Origin of the sequence: Microcystis wesenbergii NRERC-220, from assembly GCF_032027425.1 — a bacterium.
In the GTDB taxonomy this organism is placed as follows: Bacteria; Cyanobacteriota; Cyanobacteriia; order Cyanobacteriales; family Microcystaceae; genus Microcystis; species Microcystis wesenbergii_A.
Genome location: NZ_JAVSJA010000001.1, coordinates 2,661,448 through 2,675,186, shown reverse-complemented (window position 1 = coordinate 2,675,186; position 13,739 = coordinate 2,661,448). Strand labels below are relative to the sequence as shown.

At 43.3% G+C, this 13,739-nt stretch carries 16 protein-coding genes; 7 read left to right on the top strand and 9 right to left on the bottom strand.

Annotated features, from left to right (window positions below; translation table 11 throughout):
• Window positions 1–264: 264 nt before the first annotated feature.
• The 3 genes from RAM70_RS13240 to RAM70_RS13230 all read right to left on the bottom strand — a co-directional run bounded on the left by RAM70_RS13240 (window position 265) and on the right by RAM70_RS13230 (window position 3,161).
• Entirely contained in the window at window positions 265–462 is a 198-nt protein-coding gene (locus RAM70_RS13240) for a hypothetical protein (RefSeq protein WP_045356263.1), read from the bottom strand.
• Between the two features lie 55 nt (window positions 463–517).
• Complete coding sequence (locus RAM70_RS13235) at window positions 518–1,627, bottom strand: S-(hydroxymethyl)glutathione dehydrogenase/class III alcohol dehydrogenase (RefSeq protein ID WP_312674118.1); 1,110 nt, start codon at window positions 1,625–1,627, stop codon at window positions 518–520.
• 478 nt (window positions 1,628–2,105) lie between these two features.
• Window positions 2,106–3,161, bottom strand: coding sequence for a Fe(3+) ABC transporter substrate-binding protein (locus RAM70_RS13230; RefSeq protein WP_312674116.1), 1,056 nt, complete (start codon window positions 3,159–3,161; stop codon window positions 2,106–2,108).
• A 247-nt stretch (window positions 3,162–3,408) separates the two neighbouring features.
• On the opposite strand from RAM70_RS13230, the gene RAM70_RS13225 reads away from it, so the two are divergent.
• Window positions 3,409–6,030 carry an O-linked N-acetylglucosamine transferase, SPINDLY family protein gene (locus RAM70_RS13225; protein ID WP_045356259.1) on the top strand — a complete coding sequence of 874 codons (2,622 nt, stop codon included), beginning with the start codon at window positions 3,409–3,411 and terminating at the stop codon, window positions 6,028–6,030.
• 79 nt (window positions 6,031–6,109) lie between these two features.
• On the opposite strand, the gene cobT is transcribed toward RAM70_RS13225, so the two are convergent.
• The 3 genes from cobT to RAM70_RS13210 are packed head-to-tail and all read right to left on the bottom strand — an operon-like array spanning window position 6,110 to window position 7,839.
• Window positions 6,110–7,180, bottom strand: a complete 1,071-nt coding sequence (gene cobT / locus RAM70_RS13220; protein WP_288000633.1) for a nicotinate mononucleotide-dependent phosphoribosyltransferase CobT — start codon at window positions 7,178–7,180, stop codon at window positions 6,110–6,112.
• Window positions 7,181–7,207: 27 nt separating this feature from the next.
• On the bottom strand, window positions 7,208–7,618 hold the full coding sequence (locus tag RAM70_RS13215; RefSeq protein WP_002738349.1) for a type II toxin-antitoxin system VapC family toxin: 411 nt from the start codon (window positions 7,616–7,618) through the stop codon (window positions 7,208–7,210).
• Entirely contained in the window at window positions 7,606–7,839 is a 234-nt protein-coding gene (locus tag RAM70_RS13210; RefSeq protein ID WP_052426663.1) for a hypothetical protein, read from the bottom strand. The genes RAM70_RS13215 and RAM70_RS13210 overlap by 13 nt, the downstream gene beginning before the upstream one ends.
• 222 nt (window positions 7,840–8,061) lie before the next feature.
• Between RAM70_RS13210 and RAM70_RS13205 the strand changes: the two genes are divergently transcribed.
• Genes RAM70_RS13205 through RAM70_RS13190 form a run of 4 tightly spaced genes read left to right on the top strand, consistent with a single transcriptional unit; the run spans window position 8,062 to window position 10,712 of the window.
• The gene (locus RAM70_RS13205) at window positions 8,062–8,940 is read left to right on the top strand and encodes an ABC transporter permease (protein WP_190380984.1); all 879 of its coding nucleotides are present in this window, start codon (window positions 8,062–8,064) and stop codon (window positions 8,938–8,940) included.
• A gap of 45 nt (window positions 8,941–8,985) precedes the next feature.
• Window positions 8,986–9,348, top strand: coding sequence for a thioredoxin family protein (locus RAM70_RS13200; protein ID WP_008203477.1), 363 nt, complete (start codon window positions 8,986–8,988; stop codon window positions 9,346–9,348).
• A 16-nt stretch (window positions 9,349–9,364) separates the two neighbouring features.
• Complete coding sequence (locus tag RAM70_RS13195; RefSeq protein WP_045356254.1) at window positions 9,365–10,582, top strand: LL-diaminopimelate aminotransferase; 1,218 nt, start codon at window positions 9,365–9,367, stop codon at window positions 10,580–10,582.
• Window positions 10,575–10,712, top strand: coding sequence for a hypothetical protein (locus RAM70_RS13190; RefSeq protein ID WP_238567721.1), 138 nt, complete (start codon window positions 10,575–10,577; stop codon window positions 10,710–10,712). Before RAM70_RS13195 ends, RAM70_RS13190 begins: the two co-directional genes overlap by 8 nt.
• A gap of 63 nt (window positions 10,713–10,775) precedes the next feature.
• On the opposite strand, the gene RAM70_RS13185 is transcribed toward RAM70_RS13190, so the two are convergent.
• The gene (locus RAM70_RS13185; RefSeq protein ID WP_045356253.1) at window positions 10,776–10,982 is read right to left on the bottom strand and encodes a helix-turn-helix domain-containing protein; all 207 of its coding nucleotides are present in this window, start codon (window positions 10,980–10,982) and stop codon (window positions 10,776–10,778) included.
• Between the two features lie 22 nt (window positions 10,983–11,004).
• On the bottom strand, window positions 11,005–11,820 hold the full coding sequence (locus RAM70_RS13180; protein WP_045356252.1) for an Rpn family recombination-promoting nuclease/putative transposase: 816 nt from the start codon (window positions 11,818–11,820) through the stop codon (window positions 11,005–11,007).
• A 257-nt stretch (window positions 11,821–12,077) separates the two neighbouring features.
• Between RAM70_RS13180 and RAM70_RS13175 the strand changes: the two genes are divergently transcribed.
• Both RAM70_RS13175 and RAM70_RS13170 read left to right on the top strand, forming a co-directional pair.
• Window positions 12,078–12,710 (top strand): 6-bladed beta-propeller, encoded by a 633-nt coding sequence (locus RAM70_RS13175; protein ID WP_288002341.1) that lies wholly within the window; start codon window positions 12,078–12,080, stop codon window positions 12,708–12,710.
• A gap of 274 nt (window positions 12,711–12,984) precedes the next feature.
• On the top strand, window positions 12,985–13,272 hold the full coding sequence (locus tag RAM70_RS13170) for a YggT family protein (protein WP_045356251.1): 288 nt from the start codon (window positions 12,985–12,987) through the stop codon (window positions 13,270–13,272).
• On the opposite strand, the gene RAM70_RS13165 is transcribed toward RAM70_RS13170, so the two are convergent.
• Window positions 13,269–13,709: a hypothetical protein gene (locus RAM70_RS13165; RefSeq protein WP_002741759.1), complete on the bottom strand. Its 441-nt coding sequence runs from the start codon at window positions 13,707–13,709 to the stop codon at window positions 13,269–13,271. The two genes, RAM70_RS13170 and RAM70_RS13165, sit on opposite strands and share 4 nt — an antisense overlap.
• Window positions 13,710–13,739 lie beyond the last annotated feature (30 nt).

Sequence of the window (13,739 nt, the reverse complement as noted above, 5' to 3'; positions counted from 1 at the left end):
ACTGATCACTGTTCACTGAAAAGGACGCAATACTAGGTGATTTAGCTCCTCTCTTTACTAAAGTTAAGGTAATCTGCAATATATATTAACAAAATAGGAGTAAATGCCCAGACAAATTTTAACTTTTGTTAACTGACCTTGATTTTTCAAAAATACTCAGTAAGAATCTCTCACAGAGCTTTGATAGGAATTGCTAATAAGTAGGGAGGCACAATTATTTGTAGGATGGGTTAGCGGTAGCGTAACATGATCGGGCGTTGGGTTTCATGCTTCAACCGAACCTACGTTCATCTTATATTTAATTCCACCCACCCACTTAGTTCCGATTAAAATGGCCTCTTGGGCGAATAATCCAGCAGTTTCGGCAAATTCGCCCGCGTTTAGCCTTTGAAAATAGCGGTAGATAATTGGTTCCGTGATACCAGCGATCGAGATTTCGGGACAGGAAACTGGCGCAGACATATAGTTAGGAGTCTTTTGTCAAGTATTTCTTAACCTAATGTAACATTATCCCTGCTCAAAATGTAATCACACTGCGGATAGAATCTCCTTGGCGCATCAGGTCAAAAGCCTCGTTAATTCTTGCCAGAGGTAGAACGTGGGTGATTAAATCATCGATGTTAATCTTGCCGTCCATGTACCAATCGACTATTTTTGGTACATCTGTACGACCTCTCGCTCCACCAAAAGCCGTACCTTTCCAGACCCGTCCGGTGACTAATTGAAAAGGACGGGTACTAATTTCTTGGCCGGCCCCAGCTACACCGATAATAGTGGCAACACCCCAACCTTTATGGCAACATTCCAAAGCTTGACGCATAATCTGGACATTGCCGATACACTCAAAACTATAATCGGCCCCACCTTTAGTTAAATCCACCAGATAGGCCACTAAATCCCCCTCAATTTCTTGGGGATTAACAAAATGAGTCATCCCGAATTTTGTCGCTAAAGCTTGTTTCTGGGGATTGATATCGACCCCGACAATCATATCGGCCCCCACCAAACGGGCCCCTTGAATAACATTTAAACCGATACCTCCCAGACCAAAAACCACCACTTTTGCCCCCGGTTCCACTTTAGCGGTATTAATCACCGCACCGATACCTGTAGTGACTCCGCAGCCGATATAACAGACTTTTTCAAAGGGAGCATCGGGGCGAATCTTGGCCAGGGAAATCTCCGGCAGCACGGTATAGTTAGCAAAAGTCGAGGTTCCCATGTAGTGATAAAGAGGCCGACCATCGAGGGAAAAACGACTGGTTCCATCCGCCATTACTCCCCGACCTTGGGTAAGACGAATCGCTTGACAGAGATTGGTTTTAAAGCTGAGACAGTATTCGCACTGACGACATTCGGGAATGTATAGGGGAATCACAGAATCACCCACTTTTAGGCTAGTGACACCTGCTCCCACTTCTACCACGATTCCTGCCCCTTCATGACCTAAAATTGAGGGAAATAAGCCTTCAGGATCGGCCCCGGAGAGAGTATAGGCATCGGTGTGACAAACTCCCGTGGCTTTGATTTCTACTAACACTTCCCCCGCTTGCGGTGCTGCTAATTGTACCGTTTCAATAGTTAGGGGTTTTCCCGCTTCTAGGGCAACTGCCGCTCGAACATCCATAGGCTAAAAGCAATAGGTTTTTTCCAGTATAATACGGCTAAACTCGGATATTATAGCTAATAAATCAAAATTATCAGGATTTTTCCGCTTTTCTTCCCTATTTCACCCTGATTTGTCCTGACAAGCTCAAAAATACGAGAGTTTTTGGGCGTTGCTGAATCAGGGTATGAATGTCAACCGTGCATCCTATCCAAAAGTTAGTTTGGGTCTAGGTTTTAAAAACCCCACACAAGAAGATTCATGTCTTAAATCGGCTTTTTAGCTATCAGCTGTCGCACTTCCTAAGTAGTCGTGCAAAATTAATTTCTTAGTCAAGACAGGAGACAGGAGGCAAAAGGCACTCATGCAAAAGGCACTCATGCAAAAGGCACTCATGCAAAAGGCAGCTTTGTTCTCCCCACACCCCACACCCCACACCCCACACCCCACACCCCACACCCCACTGATAACTGATAACTGATAACTGATAACTGATAACTTATTTCCAACCGGCGCGATTCATTACCTGTACTGCTGTGGCTAAATTAGGACCGTAATTAGCCACACTAACGGTATCTTCTTTACCGCGTCCGAGTTTTGCTAGGAAAGGGTCTAAAGCAACCCCTGGAACGACGGGATATTCTCGATTACCCTTAGCAAAAAAGTTCTGTGCTTCATTGCTAGAAAGATATTCTAAAAATTTAATGGCCGATTCTCGATTCGGGGCGGTTTTAATTAAACCACCACCGCTAATATTAACGTGAGCGCCGCGCCCTCTTTGGTAGGGGAAAATTACGCCTACTTGGTCATAAATTGCCCGTTTAGCGGGGTCTTTTTCTTCGGCATACCCCGCTAAGTAATAGGTGTTAGCTAGGGCTAAATCGGCAATTCCTGCGGCGACAGCTTCGATTTGTGCCTTATCATTTCCCTGGGGTGAACGGGCAAAATTAGCCACTAATCCTCGACACCATTTTTCTGCGGCCGCTTCCCCTTGGATGTCGATTAACCAAGCGGTAAAAGATTGACTATAGATGTTACTGGATGACCGGGTGACGACTTTTCCTTTCCATTTGGGATTGGTTAAATCTGCATAGGAATCGATTTCTCTGGGGTTAACTCTGTCTTTGTTATACATGATTACCCGCAAGCGTTTACTAAACCCGAACCAGTGACCTTTGGGGTGACGCAAATTAGCGGGAATTCTTTGGGTGAGAATGCGGGAATTGACTGGGGCAAAAATTCCCTGTTGGTCGGCGCGCCATAGTCTCCCCGCATCTACCGTCAGGAGTATATCGGCAGGACTATTGCTGCCTTCGCTTTTAATCCGTTCGATTAATGGGTCCGCTTCCCCTTCCACGAGGTTAATTTTTATTCCCGTTTGTCGGGTGAAGTTGTCATACAATCGTCGGTCGGTGTTGTAGTGACGGGAGGAATAGAGGTTTAATTGTTTAGTTTGGCCGGAAACTTCGTTTATTTTCCCTAATTGACCCACTGCTATCGCTAAGGTGGCTGTTCCCGCACCTAGAAAGACTCTACGAGTTATTTTATCGTTCATTGCTCGATTCTTGGCAAAGTTGTCTTTTCCTATTGTACAACTATTGAGAATAATTCTTATCTGTGTGAGAAATTATTTGCCTTACTAGAGCAGTCAATTCAAGACAATCCCAGCAAAATGAGGATTTTTTGCCTTAATAGGGCTAATAAATCCTCGAATCTATCGCTATTAAAATTCAATAAGTCCGAGATGTTACCCGAAGCTCGATCGAGGGTATTGTGGAATTAGAGCAGCGGGAGTCAAGATAATGATCAACAGTGATCACCAACAAGCGATCGAGCTAATGTTAGCATCGGGAGACCATAATCAATTATTGTTATTTTGTCAACAAGCGCTGGCGGTTCATCCGGAAGTGACTGATTATTATCCCTATCTGGGATTAGCTTATCTGCTGCTAGGGCAGCAAGCAACAGCGCAAGAAATTTGGTTATTTTGGCTGTTAGAATCAGAGTCCAGTCAGGATTTAATTGTGCTGCTCAAAAAAGAGATAATTAGAAATCTCGATTGCTGGCAGTTTGGCCAAGCTAAATTAATCTATCTCCAGGGGCTAGAATTAGAAGAAATAGAAGGCGATGAAGAGATAGAAAATTATGCCCTGACTGCGATAAACTCCTGTCTTCAAGAGGTGCAAGAGGCAATTAATCGGCGAGAATATACTTTAGCTGAGGACTTTTACTTAAGAATTTTATCTTGGCGTGAACAATTAGCTTACATCTGGCACGATTTAGGATATTTATACTATATAATTAACCGACTAACAGAATCTTTTAACTGTTTAGCACGAGCCATAGAATTAGAGGAAAATCAAGCCTTATATCATTATACTATGGCCATGGTGCTAGAAAAACAATCCCGTTTAGATCTAGCTTTATCAGCTTATCAAAAAGCGATTGATCTCAAGGCTAATTTTGTCGATGCTTATAATAAACTGGGCAATTTATTTTATCGATTAGGGCAGCTAGAGTCAGCCGAAAAATTCTATCAGCAGGGAATTAATAACCAGGCTGATTTTTATCCTTTCTATATCAATTTAGGCAATGTCTATTTAGTTAAACAAGCTTGGACAGAAGCAAAAAATGCTTATAAAACTGCCCAACAACTGGCAGGAGATAGACGAGAAATTAGTCAAAATCTCTCCCTTTGGGAAATCCTGCAAGCTGACCAACAAATTGCCGATATTTACTCAGGTGATTATTTTTATCAAAGAAAACTCTATCAATTAGCACTAAACTATTATCAAAAATTATTAGCAATTAAAATAGAGGACAGCAATTTTTATTTACATTGCGCCCATTGCTATCTCATTCTTAAAGAAGAAAAACAAGCTTTAGAAGTGTATAAAAAAGGCATTGCCTATCATCCAAAAAATATTGATTTACATTTGCGCCTAATTTGGTTACTGCAAAATAATTATCCGATCGAGGTGGCAATTCAAGCAACTAAATCGGCTTTAGAGTATCTTCCCGATCACCTATCTCTGAAGTTAGAATTAATGCGGTTAATGCCAATAGTTTACACAACTCAAGCCGATATTATGCAATATCGATCGAACTACGAGAAACGGTTAGATAATATCTTGTCCAATCTTGATTTAAACACTACTAATCAACAACAAGAGGCTTGGAAAAGTATTGGATTAAGAACTAATTTTTATCTTCAATATCAAGCCAAAAATGATTTAGAACTACAAAAAAAATATGGAGAATTAGTTTATAAAATTGCCTCGGCTAACTTTCCTAATTGGGTGAAAAACCTAACTATGCCTACGGGAAAAATCCGCCTTGGCTATATTTCTGCTCACTTGCGTCATCACACGGTAGCGAAACTCTTTCAAGGATGGTTGCAGTGGCGAAATCGAGAACAATTTGAAATTTATTGTTATGGAATAGATATTAATAACACCTTCGATAATTTTACGAGAGAATATCAAGAGCAAAGTGATTATTTTTATCAGTTTGATAATCTAGTCAATATAGAAAGAATTGCTCAACATATTTTAGATAATCAGTTACATATTCTCGTTTATTTAGATATTGGTATGGATGCTCGTACTACCCAACTAGCAGGATTGCGTTTAGCTCCAGTACAATGTGTAACTTGGGGCCATCCAATCACCTCAGGATTACCAACCATTGATTATTTTATCTCCAGTGAATTAATGGAACCCACCGAGGGAGATAATCACTACAGTGAAAAATTAATTCGCTTATCCAATTTAGGTATTGCCTATCCCAAACCTTCCCTTCCTCCCCAGAGAAAAACTCGTTTAGAGATGGGATTAGCCGAGGATAAAATCATCTATTTAAACTGTCAGAGTTTATTTAAATATCTGCCAGAAAATGACGATATTTTTCCTAGAATTGCTCGACAAGTTCCCCACAGCCAATTTATTTTTATCTGTCATCGTAGTGAATTTGTGACCCATTGCTTTCAGTCGAGATTAAGTCAAGCTTTTAATAAGTATGGACTCAATTGGCAAGATTACGGGGTAATGATGCCACAATTAGAACAAAATGATTATTTTCGGCTTAACTTACTAGCAGACATCTATTTAGATAACTTAAGTTGGTCGGGAGGAAATACCACCCTGGAAGCAATTGCCTGTCAGCTTCCAGTTGTTACCTGTCCGGGGGAATTTATGCGCGGAAGACATTCCTATGCTATCTTGAAAAAGTTGGGCATAACCGAGACAATTGCTACGGATAAAAATCACTATATTGAAATTGCTATCCGTTTAGGTTTAGATAATCAATGGCGACAAACAATCAAAGATTATACTAAAGTGAATATCGATACAGTATTTAACGATCAAACCTCTGTAGAAAGTCTAGAAAGATTTTATCAATCTGTAGCAGGAGAGGATAAATAAAACTTTAGAGCTAGATAAATTTAAAAAACTCACATCCGACGACCGACTCCCCCAAACGAAATCATTAAGACAAATGCTATCATTGAAACCCGATTAAATTTTCGATCGCTTTGAGCAAATCTTGATTAGTCCAATTTTGGTACAGATAAGCGGCGATCGCACATCCCCCCGCACCTACTCCCTCTTTGACGAAACCCTGTTCATAAGCTTGCAAAACCGGGTATTTAGAGGCTGAAAAGTTTAATTGTGTGGCTAATAAAGGCACTTTTCCGATCATGCGGGCTAATCCCACCGTATCCCCCGTTTTATCTTCCGCTACCCAGCGAGTTGTGCCGACGACGATATTTTCCCAGTTAACCGGATAGGCATATTTAGCCACTAGAGCTTTAATTAAGGCAAAAACCGCCAACATTTGGGTTCCTCCGGCGAGGAGTACCCCACCCTGCCCACTGGCGGAGATCGCCATGCCAGCGACGAAAATCTGCTGAGGATCGCCTAGGGCGGCGATTACCTCAAAAGGATCAAAAATTTCTTTTCGGGCTAATCCCTGCTCAACTATTGCCTGTTTCTGAGCATGATTGCAATGGGGATGGCTGCTATTAACTTTGCCTTTGGCTTGATAACCCAATCCGGTTAAGATGGCGAGGGCGGTGGTGGTGCCACCGACCACACACTCGCCGATAATTAGATAACTAGACTCGCGGGCTAATTTTTCTCCCCAGGTTAGTCCTTGGGCGAACAGGTGTTTTACTATGGTCAGGTCTAGGGCGCGGCCGGTGGAGAGACAACGGGCCGGTTGTCCCCCCAGTTCGATATAATCGACGGCCGGGGGCAAGGGTAAACCGGCGTTAAAAACGAGGACGGGAATGGCTAATTTTTCCACCACGGCGCGGGTAATATAGGCGGGGGAGGCTCCCACCGTTAGGGGTGGTAGGGGATAACGGGGATGGGGTGAAACTCCTTTAACGATAAATTCGGCATCGGCGATCGCTGTATATTTTCTATCTTCCGGGGTAGCACCGGCGGTGGAGATTCCGGGGATTAATCCCGTCTCGGTAAAGCCTAAAACTAGGGCAAATATCGGAGAAGATTTTTGATGGCGCTCTAACCAATTTTGCCCCTGTTCGATTTCCGTGTAAATTTTAATCATCTGTTGATTTTGTCCTCTTACTTATCACTATTTCCCTCTCTCCATGAGATGATCTTTGATTTCGACATATTTAGAAAATAAGTTATCAATACTAGCCAGTTTTGCCCCGTATGCTAAGGCTGTAGCCATAATAATACGGTCAAAAGGATCTTTGTGAATGGGAGATAAATTAACGGCTCTAATGGCAATTTCTGGGGTAATTGAAAATATATCTATTTTAGCTACTGTTAAAGCTTGTTGAATCCACTCTTGAAGGGGATAACTTAATTCTAATCTTCCCCGTTGGTTAGCAAGGGCTATTTCATAGCAAGAAATGGGGGAAACTCCGAGAGATTCTGCTAACTCAAATTTTTCTAGCCAATGCTCGGGAAATCTGTCAAAATTGCCATTTATTAACCACAACCAAATATGAGTATCAAGCACAATTACTTCAGACATTCCCAATCTTCTTCATCTACAATAGGACTGACTATATCACCTAGTATTTTAGCTTTACCCACCATATTCTCCACTGGAAAACGCCGTTTAAATAAGGATGTTTTTTCTTCTAATAAGTTGTTTTTGCTGGCGGTGAAATTTTTAATTAATTGATAAAGTTCATCCAGTTGTTCTTCAGGTAGATTATCAATTGCTGTTTGAATAAGTTCTTTAACAGTCATAGTTTTACTCTCTATTTTCTGAACTTGAGTTATATTATAACACAACGGTTCCTTCAATAAAGGGACTCATCTTGAGATTTTACCTAAAATACAGCAGACTAAAAACTTTCTCCGCATTTGGTAAGCTAAGACTCATTTAAACCGTTTATTCTTAGATTAGCGGAATCTCCCCCAATGCAAGAATGTCTCGTCTCAAAAAGTAATTTAAACACTTAACAGCTTATGTCTTCCCTGTCTTCTGCAATTATCGATACTTGGCGACGTTTTTACCGAGATCCCCTGGCAGTAATAGGAGCGATCGCATTAATGATAATTATTCTTGCCGTCCTATTCGGTCCGATTTTCTATCGGGTCCCCATCGATACCATTGATTTTAGTCAAGCTACGGCTCCCCCTAGTTTAAAACATCTTTTCGGGACTAATGATCTGGGCCAGGATCAATTGGCGAGGATTTTGGTGGGAGGTCGAATTTCCCTAGCGGTGGGGATTGCTGCTATGATAGTTGCGATTATTCTAGGGACAGCGATCGGGGCTATTTCTGGGTTTTACGGGGGCGCAATCGATGGCTTATTGATGCGATTAACGGATTTATTCTTATCTTTGCCCCAATTACCCCTACTTTTACTGATTGTCTATCTATTTCGCGATAGCATCAAAAAAATCGCCGGACCGGAAACGGGTATTTTTATCCTCGTGGTTTTAGTAATCGGGGGTTTAAATTGGATGTCGGTGGCGCGATTGGTGCGGGGAAATTTCTTAAAATTACGCGAGATGGAGTTTATCTCGGCTGCGATTGCTTTGGGGGCCACTCCTTTCCGTTTAATCTGGGTGCATTTATTGCCTAATGTTTTGGGAATGATCATCGTGGCGGCCACTTTAGCCGTGGGTAATGCGATTATTACCGAGTCAACCCTGAGTTTTTTGGGTTTGGGTTTCCCCCCCGATGTGCCGACTTGGGGACAAATGTTATTTAAAGCTAAAGATTACTTGACAACTGCCCCCCACTTGGTCATTTTTCCCGCTCTAGCTATCGTGATCACGGTGTTAAGTATTAATTTTATCGGTGATGGTTTACGCGATGTCTTTGCTCCTAATGTTTAAGGAAGCGTAGAAGTGGATAATTGCCGAAAATTACCCAGAACCCCTATGATGATCAGTAACGATGGCGAGGAAATAAATACTGTGAGTAGCGTAACTGTCATTAGCGATCAGAAGTTTGACCAAGAGGTTTTTGAGGTCGAAAAACCCGTTTTAGTCTATTTTTGGGCGAGTTGGTGCGGTCCGTGTCGTTTGGTATCCCCCTCGATCGATTGGGTAGCCAACACCTACGGCGAACGGCTAAAAGTAGTTAAACTAGAGGTGGACCCTAACCCCAACTCGGTGGCTAAATGTGATGTTAAAGGTGTTCCTGCTTTACGCATCTTTAAAGATAACGAAATTATTGCCACTCATGAAGGGGCGATCGGCAAACAACAATTACAATCTTTTATCGATACCTATGTCAGCTAATTAGGTATCTGTGGTTATGAATAACTTAACCCTAGCACACCGCTTACAGGCACTCCAATCCAACGTTTTTGCCGATATGGATCGGGCAAAAGCTGCCAGTAGAGAAGCGGGTAATACCATTATCGATCTTTCGCTCGGTTCCTCCGATCTTGGTGCTGCTCCCCATGTTATCGATGCTATAGAGCGATCTCTCCACGATCCTCACACCCACGGCTATTTACTCCATAATGGGACCAGAGACTTCCGAATAACTGCCGCTAACTGGTATAGCGATCGCTTTGGTGTCCCCGTCGATCCGGAAACGGAGGTTTTACCCCTAATTGGTTCTCAGGAAGGCACGGCCCATCTACCTTTGGCCCTTCTCAACCCCGGGGATTTTGCTCTGCTCCTCGATCCGGGTTATCCCTCCCATTTGGGCGGTGTTGCCCTTGCTGGCGGTCAAATGTACGGAATGCCAATTTTGGCAAAAAATGACTTTCTGCCGGTTTTAGAGGACATTCCTGAGGCAGTGCTGGCACAATCGAAGCTGATGGTCTTGAGTTATCCCCATAATCCCACTACAGCGATCGCACCTTTGGCATTTTTCCAAAAAGCGGTTGACTTTTGCCGTCAGCATAATTTAGTTTTAATCCACGATTTTCCCTATCTAGACATCTTTTTTGCGGGAACATCGCCCCCCCCGTCAATTTTACAGGCCGATCGAGATAAAACTAATTCGATCGAGTTTTTTACCTTTTCCAAGTCCTATAATATGGGCGGTTTTCGCATCGGTTTCGCCATTGGCAACCCGCAGTTAATTATGGCTTTGCGACAGATTAAAGCCATGGTTGATTTTAATCAGTATTTGGGCATCCTCAACGGTGCGATCGCTGCTTTAACCGGTAATCAAGATTCAGTCAAGGAAACCGTCGCTATCTTCCAAAAACGTCGGGATGTGTTTATTAATGCCCTAAATCGCATCGGTTGGCCAGTTGCCACTCCGGCCGCCACTATGTACGTTTGGGCGAAAATTCCCCCCAGTTGGGCGGGTAATTCCGTCGATTTTTGTCGGCAATTGGTGGCCCAAACCGGTGTCGCTGTTTCCCCCGGTTCCGGTTTTGGTAAGGGTGGCGAGGGTTATGTTCGTTTTGCCCTAGTTCACGATCCCGATATTATAGAGGCTGCTGTGGAGAAAATTGGGGCTTTTTTGGGATCAAATCGATATTCTAAGCAGTGGTTATGCTGCAATGGATAACTTTCGCCTTGTTGCTTCTGATATTTCGGGTGATATTGGTAATGTGTCCACTCCCAAACTTTCTAGTATTATCGGACTAGGCATACTAGGTAGTGGTTTAGTGGTGCGTCGCCTAGCTAAACGTCGTTAATCGGTGTGGGGTGAGGAGACGGTTAAAATTTTCCTAATTCCCCACCCTTTGCGGTTAAAAGCTTTAATTGTGCTGCTGTCTTTGTAATTCCTCGATAGTTGCGGGAGATAAATCGGTAAATTGGGCGATTTCTGGGACAGGAAAGCCAGCAGATAGCATTTTTAGGGCAATTTGTCGAGCTTTTTCTTCTTTGCCTTTTTGTAGTCCCTTCTCCTCGCCTTCCTCTCTGCCTTCCTCTAAAATATCTTGATAGATGACGGATTCTCTCATAATGTCACTCCGAAGGATTTTTTTAATCGTCTCTCGATTGTAATTCCTCGATAGTTGCAGGGGATAAATCGGTAAATCGGGCGATTTCTGGGATAGGAAAACCAGCAGATAGCATTTTTAGGGCAATTTGTCGGGCTTTTTCTTCTTTACCTTCTTGCAATCCTTCTTGTCGTCCTTTTTGTAGTCCCTTCTCCTCGCCTTCCTCTCTGCCTTCCTCTAAAATATCTTGATAAATTACGGATTCTCTCATAATGTCACTCCGAAGGATTTTTTTAATCGTCTCTCGATTTAATACTAACCCAGCGAGAATACTGGTGGCGGCAGCGAGATTGCTTTGCACCTGTTTTTCAGAGATAGTTTCTAAAGAACGGGACACCTGACTTAACACCTGTTCGGGGTCATCGGTATTGCTGAGGACGGCAAAGGGTAATAAACCGGGATGATGGAAAAATTGTGGTGTATTTTCTTCCCAAAGACGGATGACTTGGAAGGAATGAAAGGTTTCCCCCAGACGGAAAGTATTTTCTTGTACTAGGGGAGAGTCGCTGCGTCGCAGATAAATTACCACTTGACGCATTTGTTTTTGGGGATGACGACGATAGACGCGAATGCGATAATCGAGCATTCGGAAAGGAATTTTGGAGTCGGGGTCGGTTTGAAATTCGGTATGGAGAATTAGTTGCTCTGACTGCAAAAAAATCAGAGAATCGGCACGAATGGGGTCTAATTGTAATTCTGTCGGGTCGAGTACGGTTAAGGAGAGGGGAGAACCCAATAACCAAGTGGCTAGATCATCGGAGAAGTTTTCGGCGATAAATTTACAAATATTATCAAACATCTTCAGGGATTACTTTCCGTTTCTCCTAGGATACCCTCGGTCGCCGGTGTTCACATCCTGTATTCGCCGTAACTGTTGCCGAGGAGAATCGTAGCGCGGAATACATTATCGGCAAAATTCAATTCTACTCATCGACTAATTGTATAGATATCGGCAAATTTGTCACATCTTCCCAGAAATTTCTTGACAATTGCTAGAGGAAGGGGTAGGTTACAATCAGTTTAATTTTATGAAGTTTTATGTAATTATCTACGCTTATGAATCACAAAAGTTTAGAGAAGCATAGCTTATCAAAGGCTCGGCTGAAATCCTTTTCCCTAGTCACGGCCACTGCGATCGGATGTATTAGTATCGCCACCAGTGCCACTGCAGCCAGTTTTTCTTTCGCTTTCGGTAGCTCCGGTACGGGGAACGGTGAGTTCAATAACCCCAACGGTATCGCCGTCGGTAGCGGTGATAATATCTATGTAGCCGATTCGTTCAACCATGGCGTACAGGTATTCGACCCCAGAGGTGTCTTCCAGTCCACTTTCGGTAGCTTGGGTACGGGGAACGGTGAGTTCAATAACCCCAACGGTATCGCCGTCGATAGCGGTGATAATATCTATGTAGCCGATGCCGACAACCATGGCGTACAGGTATTCGACCCCAGCGGTGTCTTACAGTCCGCTTTCGGTAGCTCCAGTTCGGGGAACGTTCAGATCAATCGCCCCCGTGGTATCACCGTCGATAGCGGTGATAATATCTATGTAGCCGATGCCGACAACGATGGCGCACAGGCATTCAGCGAGAGTCAGCCGCCAGTGTCCACTCCCGAACTTTTTGGTATTATCGTATTAGGCATACTAGGTAGTGGTTTAGTGGTGCGTCGCCTCGCTAAAAGTCGTTAATCGCGCTTGGGGTGGGGAGATCAGTTAAAATTTTCCTAATTCTCCACCCTTTGCGGTTAAAAGCTTTAATTGTGCTGCTGTCTTTGTAATTGCTCTCACGACGGCTTCGATGCTATTGTTATTCAGTTTTCTTACCCGGTGTCCGTCAACCCCGAGCAAGGCCGATAGCTGGTTAAAACCACTAAGATAGGGCGGCGAGAGTAACTAAAGACGATTTTTTTGGTAAGATCAAAGCTAGACTGACCATCACGCCCCCTTGAGGAAAGATTTATTTATGAGCGATATAGGGTTTATTTTGACGATAATCAACAATTTCCTGCAAATTTACTCGGTAATCCTAATTATTAGGGTTCTACTGACTTGGTTCCAAAATGCCGGTTGGGCCTATCAGATTATGTCTTTTCTTAGCCCGATTACCGATCCCTATTTAAACCTCTTTCGCTCGATTATCCCACCCCTAGGCGGGATGGACTTTTCCCCGATTCTCGCTTTCCTGCTGCTCAACGTCGTTCAGAGTGTCGTAGCCACAGGGGCCGAAAGTCTGGTCAGCAGCGGTTTCTAAATCCGCGGATCCACACTACTGGTAAAACCGGAAGCTTTGAATTTTTCCAGTCGCAAGGGGGTTGGTTGATTGGTAGAAACAGAAATTCTGATCTCGAAATCACTAATCCCCGGCGGCACTTCTGGAATTGCCCCGACTCGGCTACGATTTTGTAAAGCCGGTTCCCCGTTAGCATCGTAAATCCGACCAAAAACATCGGCATCATAGACGGTTTTTCCAGAATTATTTTTAGCTTTGCCGGTGATTAAAAAACAATTAGCCGGAAAACTGGTTCCCCCACTGGTGACACTCCCCTCGGCTAATTCGGGGGGACAGTCTTTATAAGATACATCTAATAGTTGAATTGGGGTCAAAGCCTGAGCAGTAGGGATGATAAGCCAGCTAGACAGCCAGAAAAGAACAGAAAGCAGTAAAACGGTGAGCGAGCGTGGTGTCATAGATGAGTGATTTTACGGTATGATTTCCCC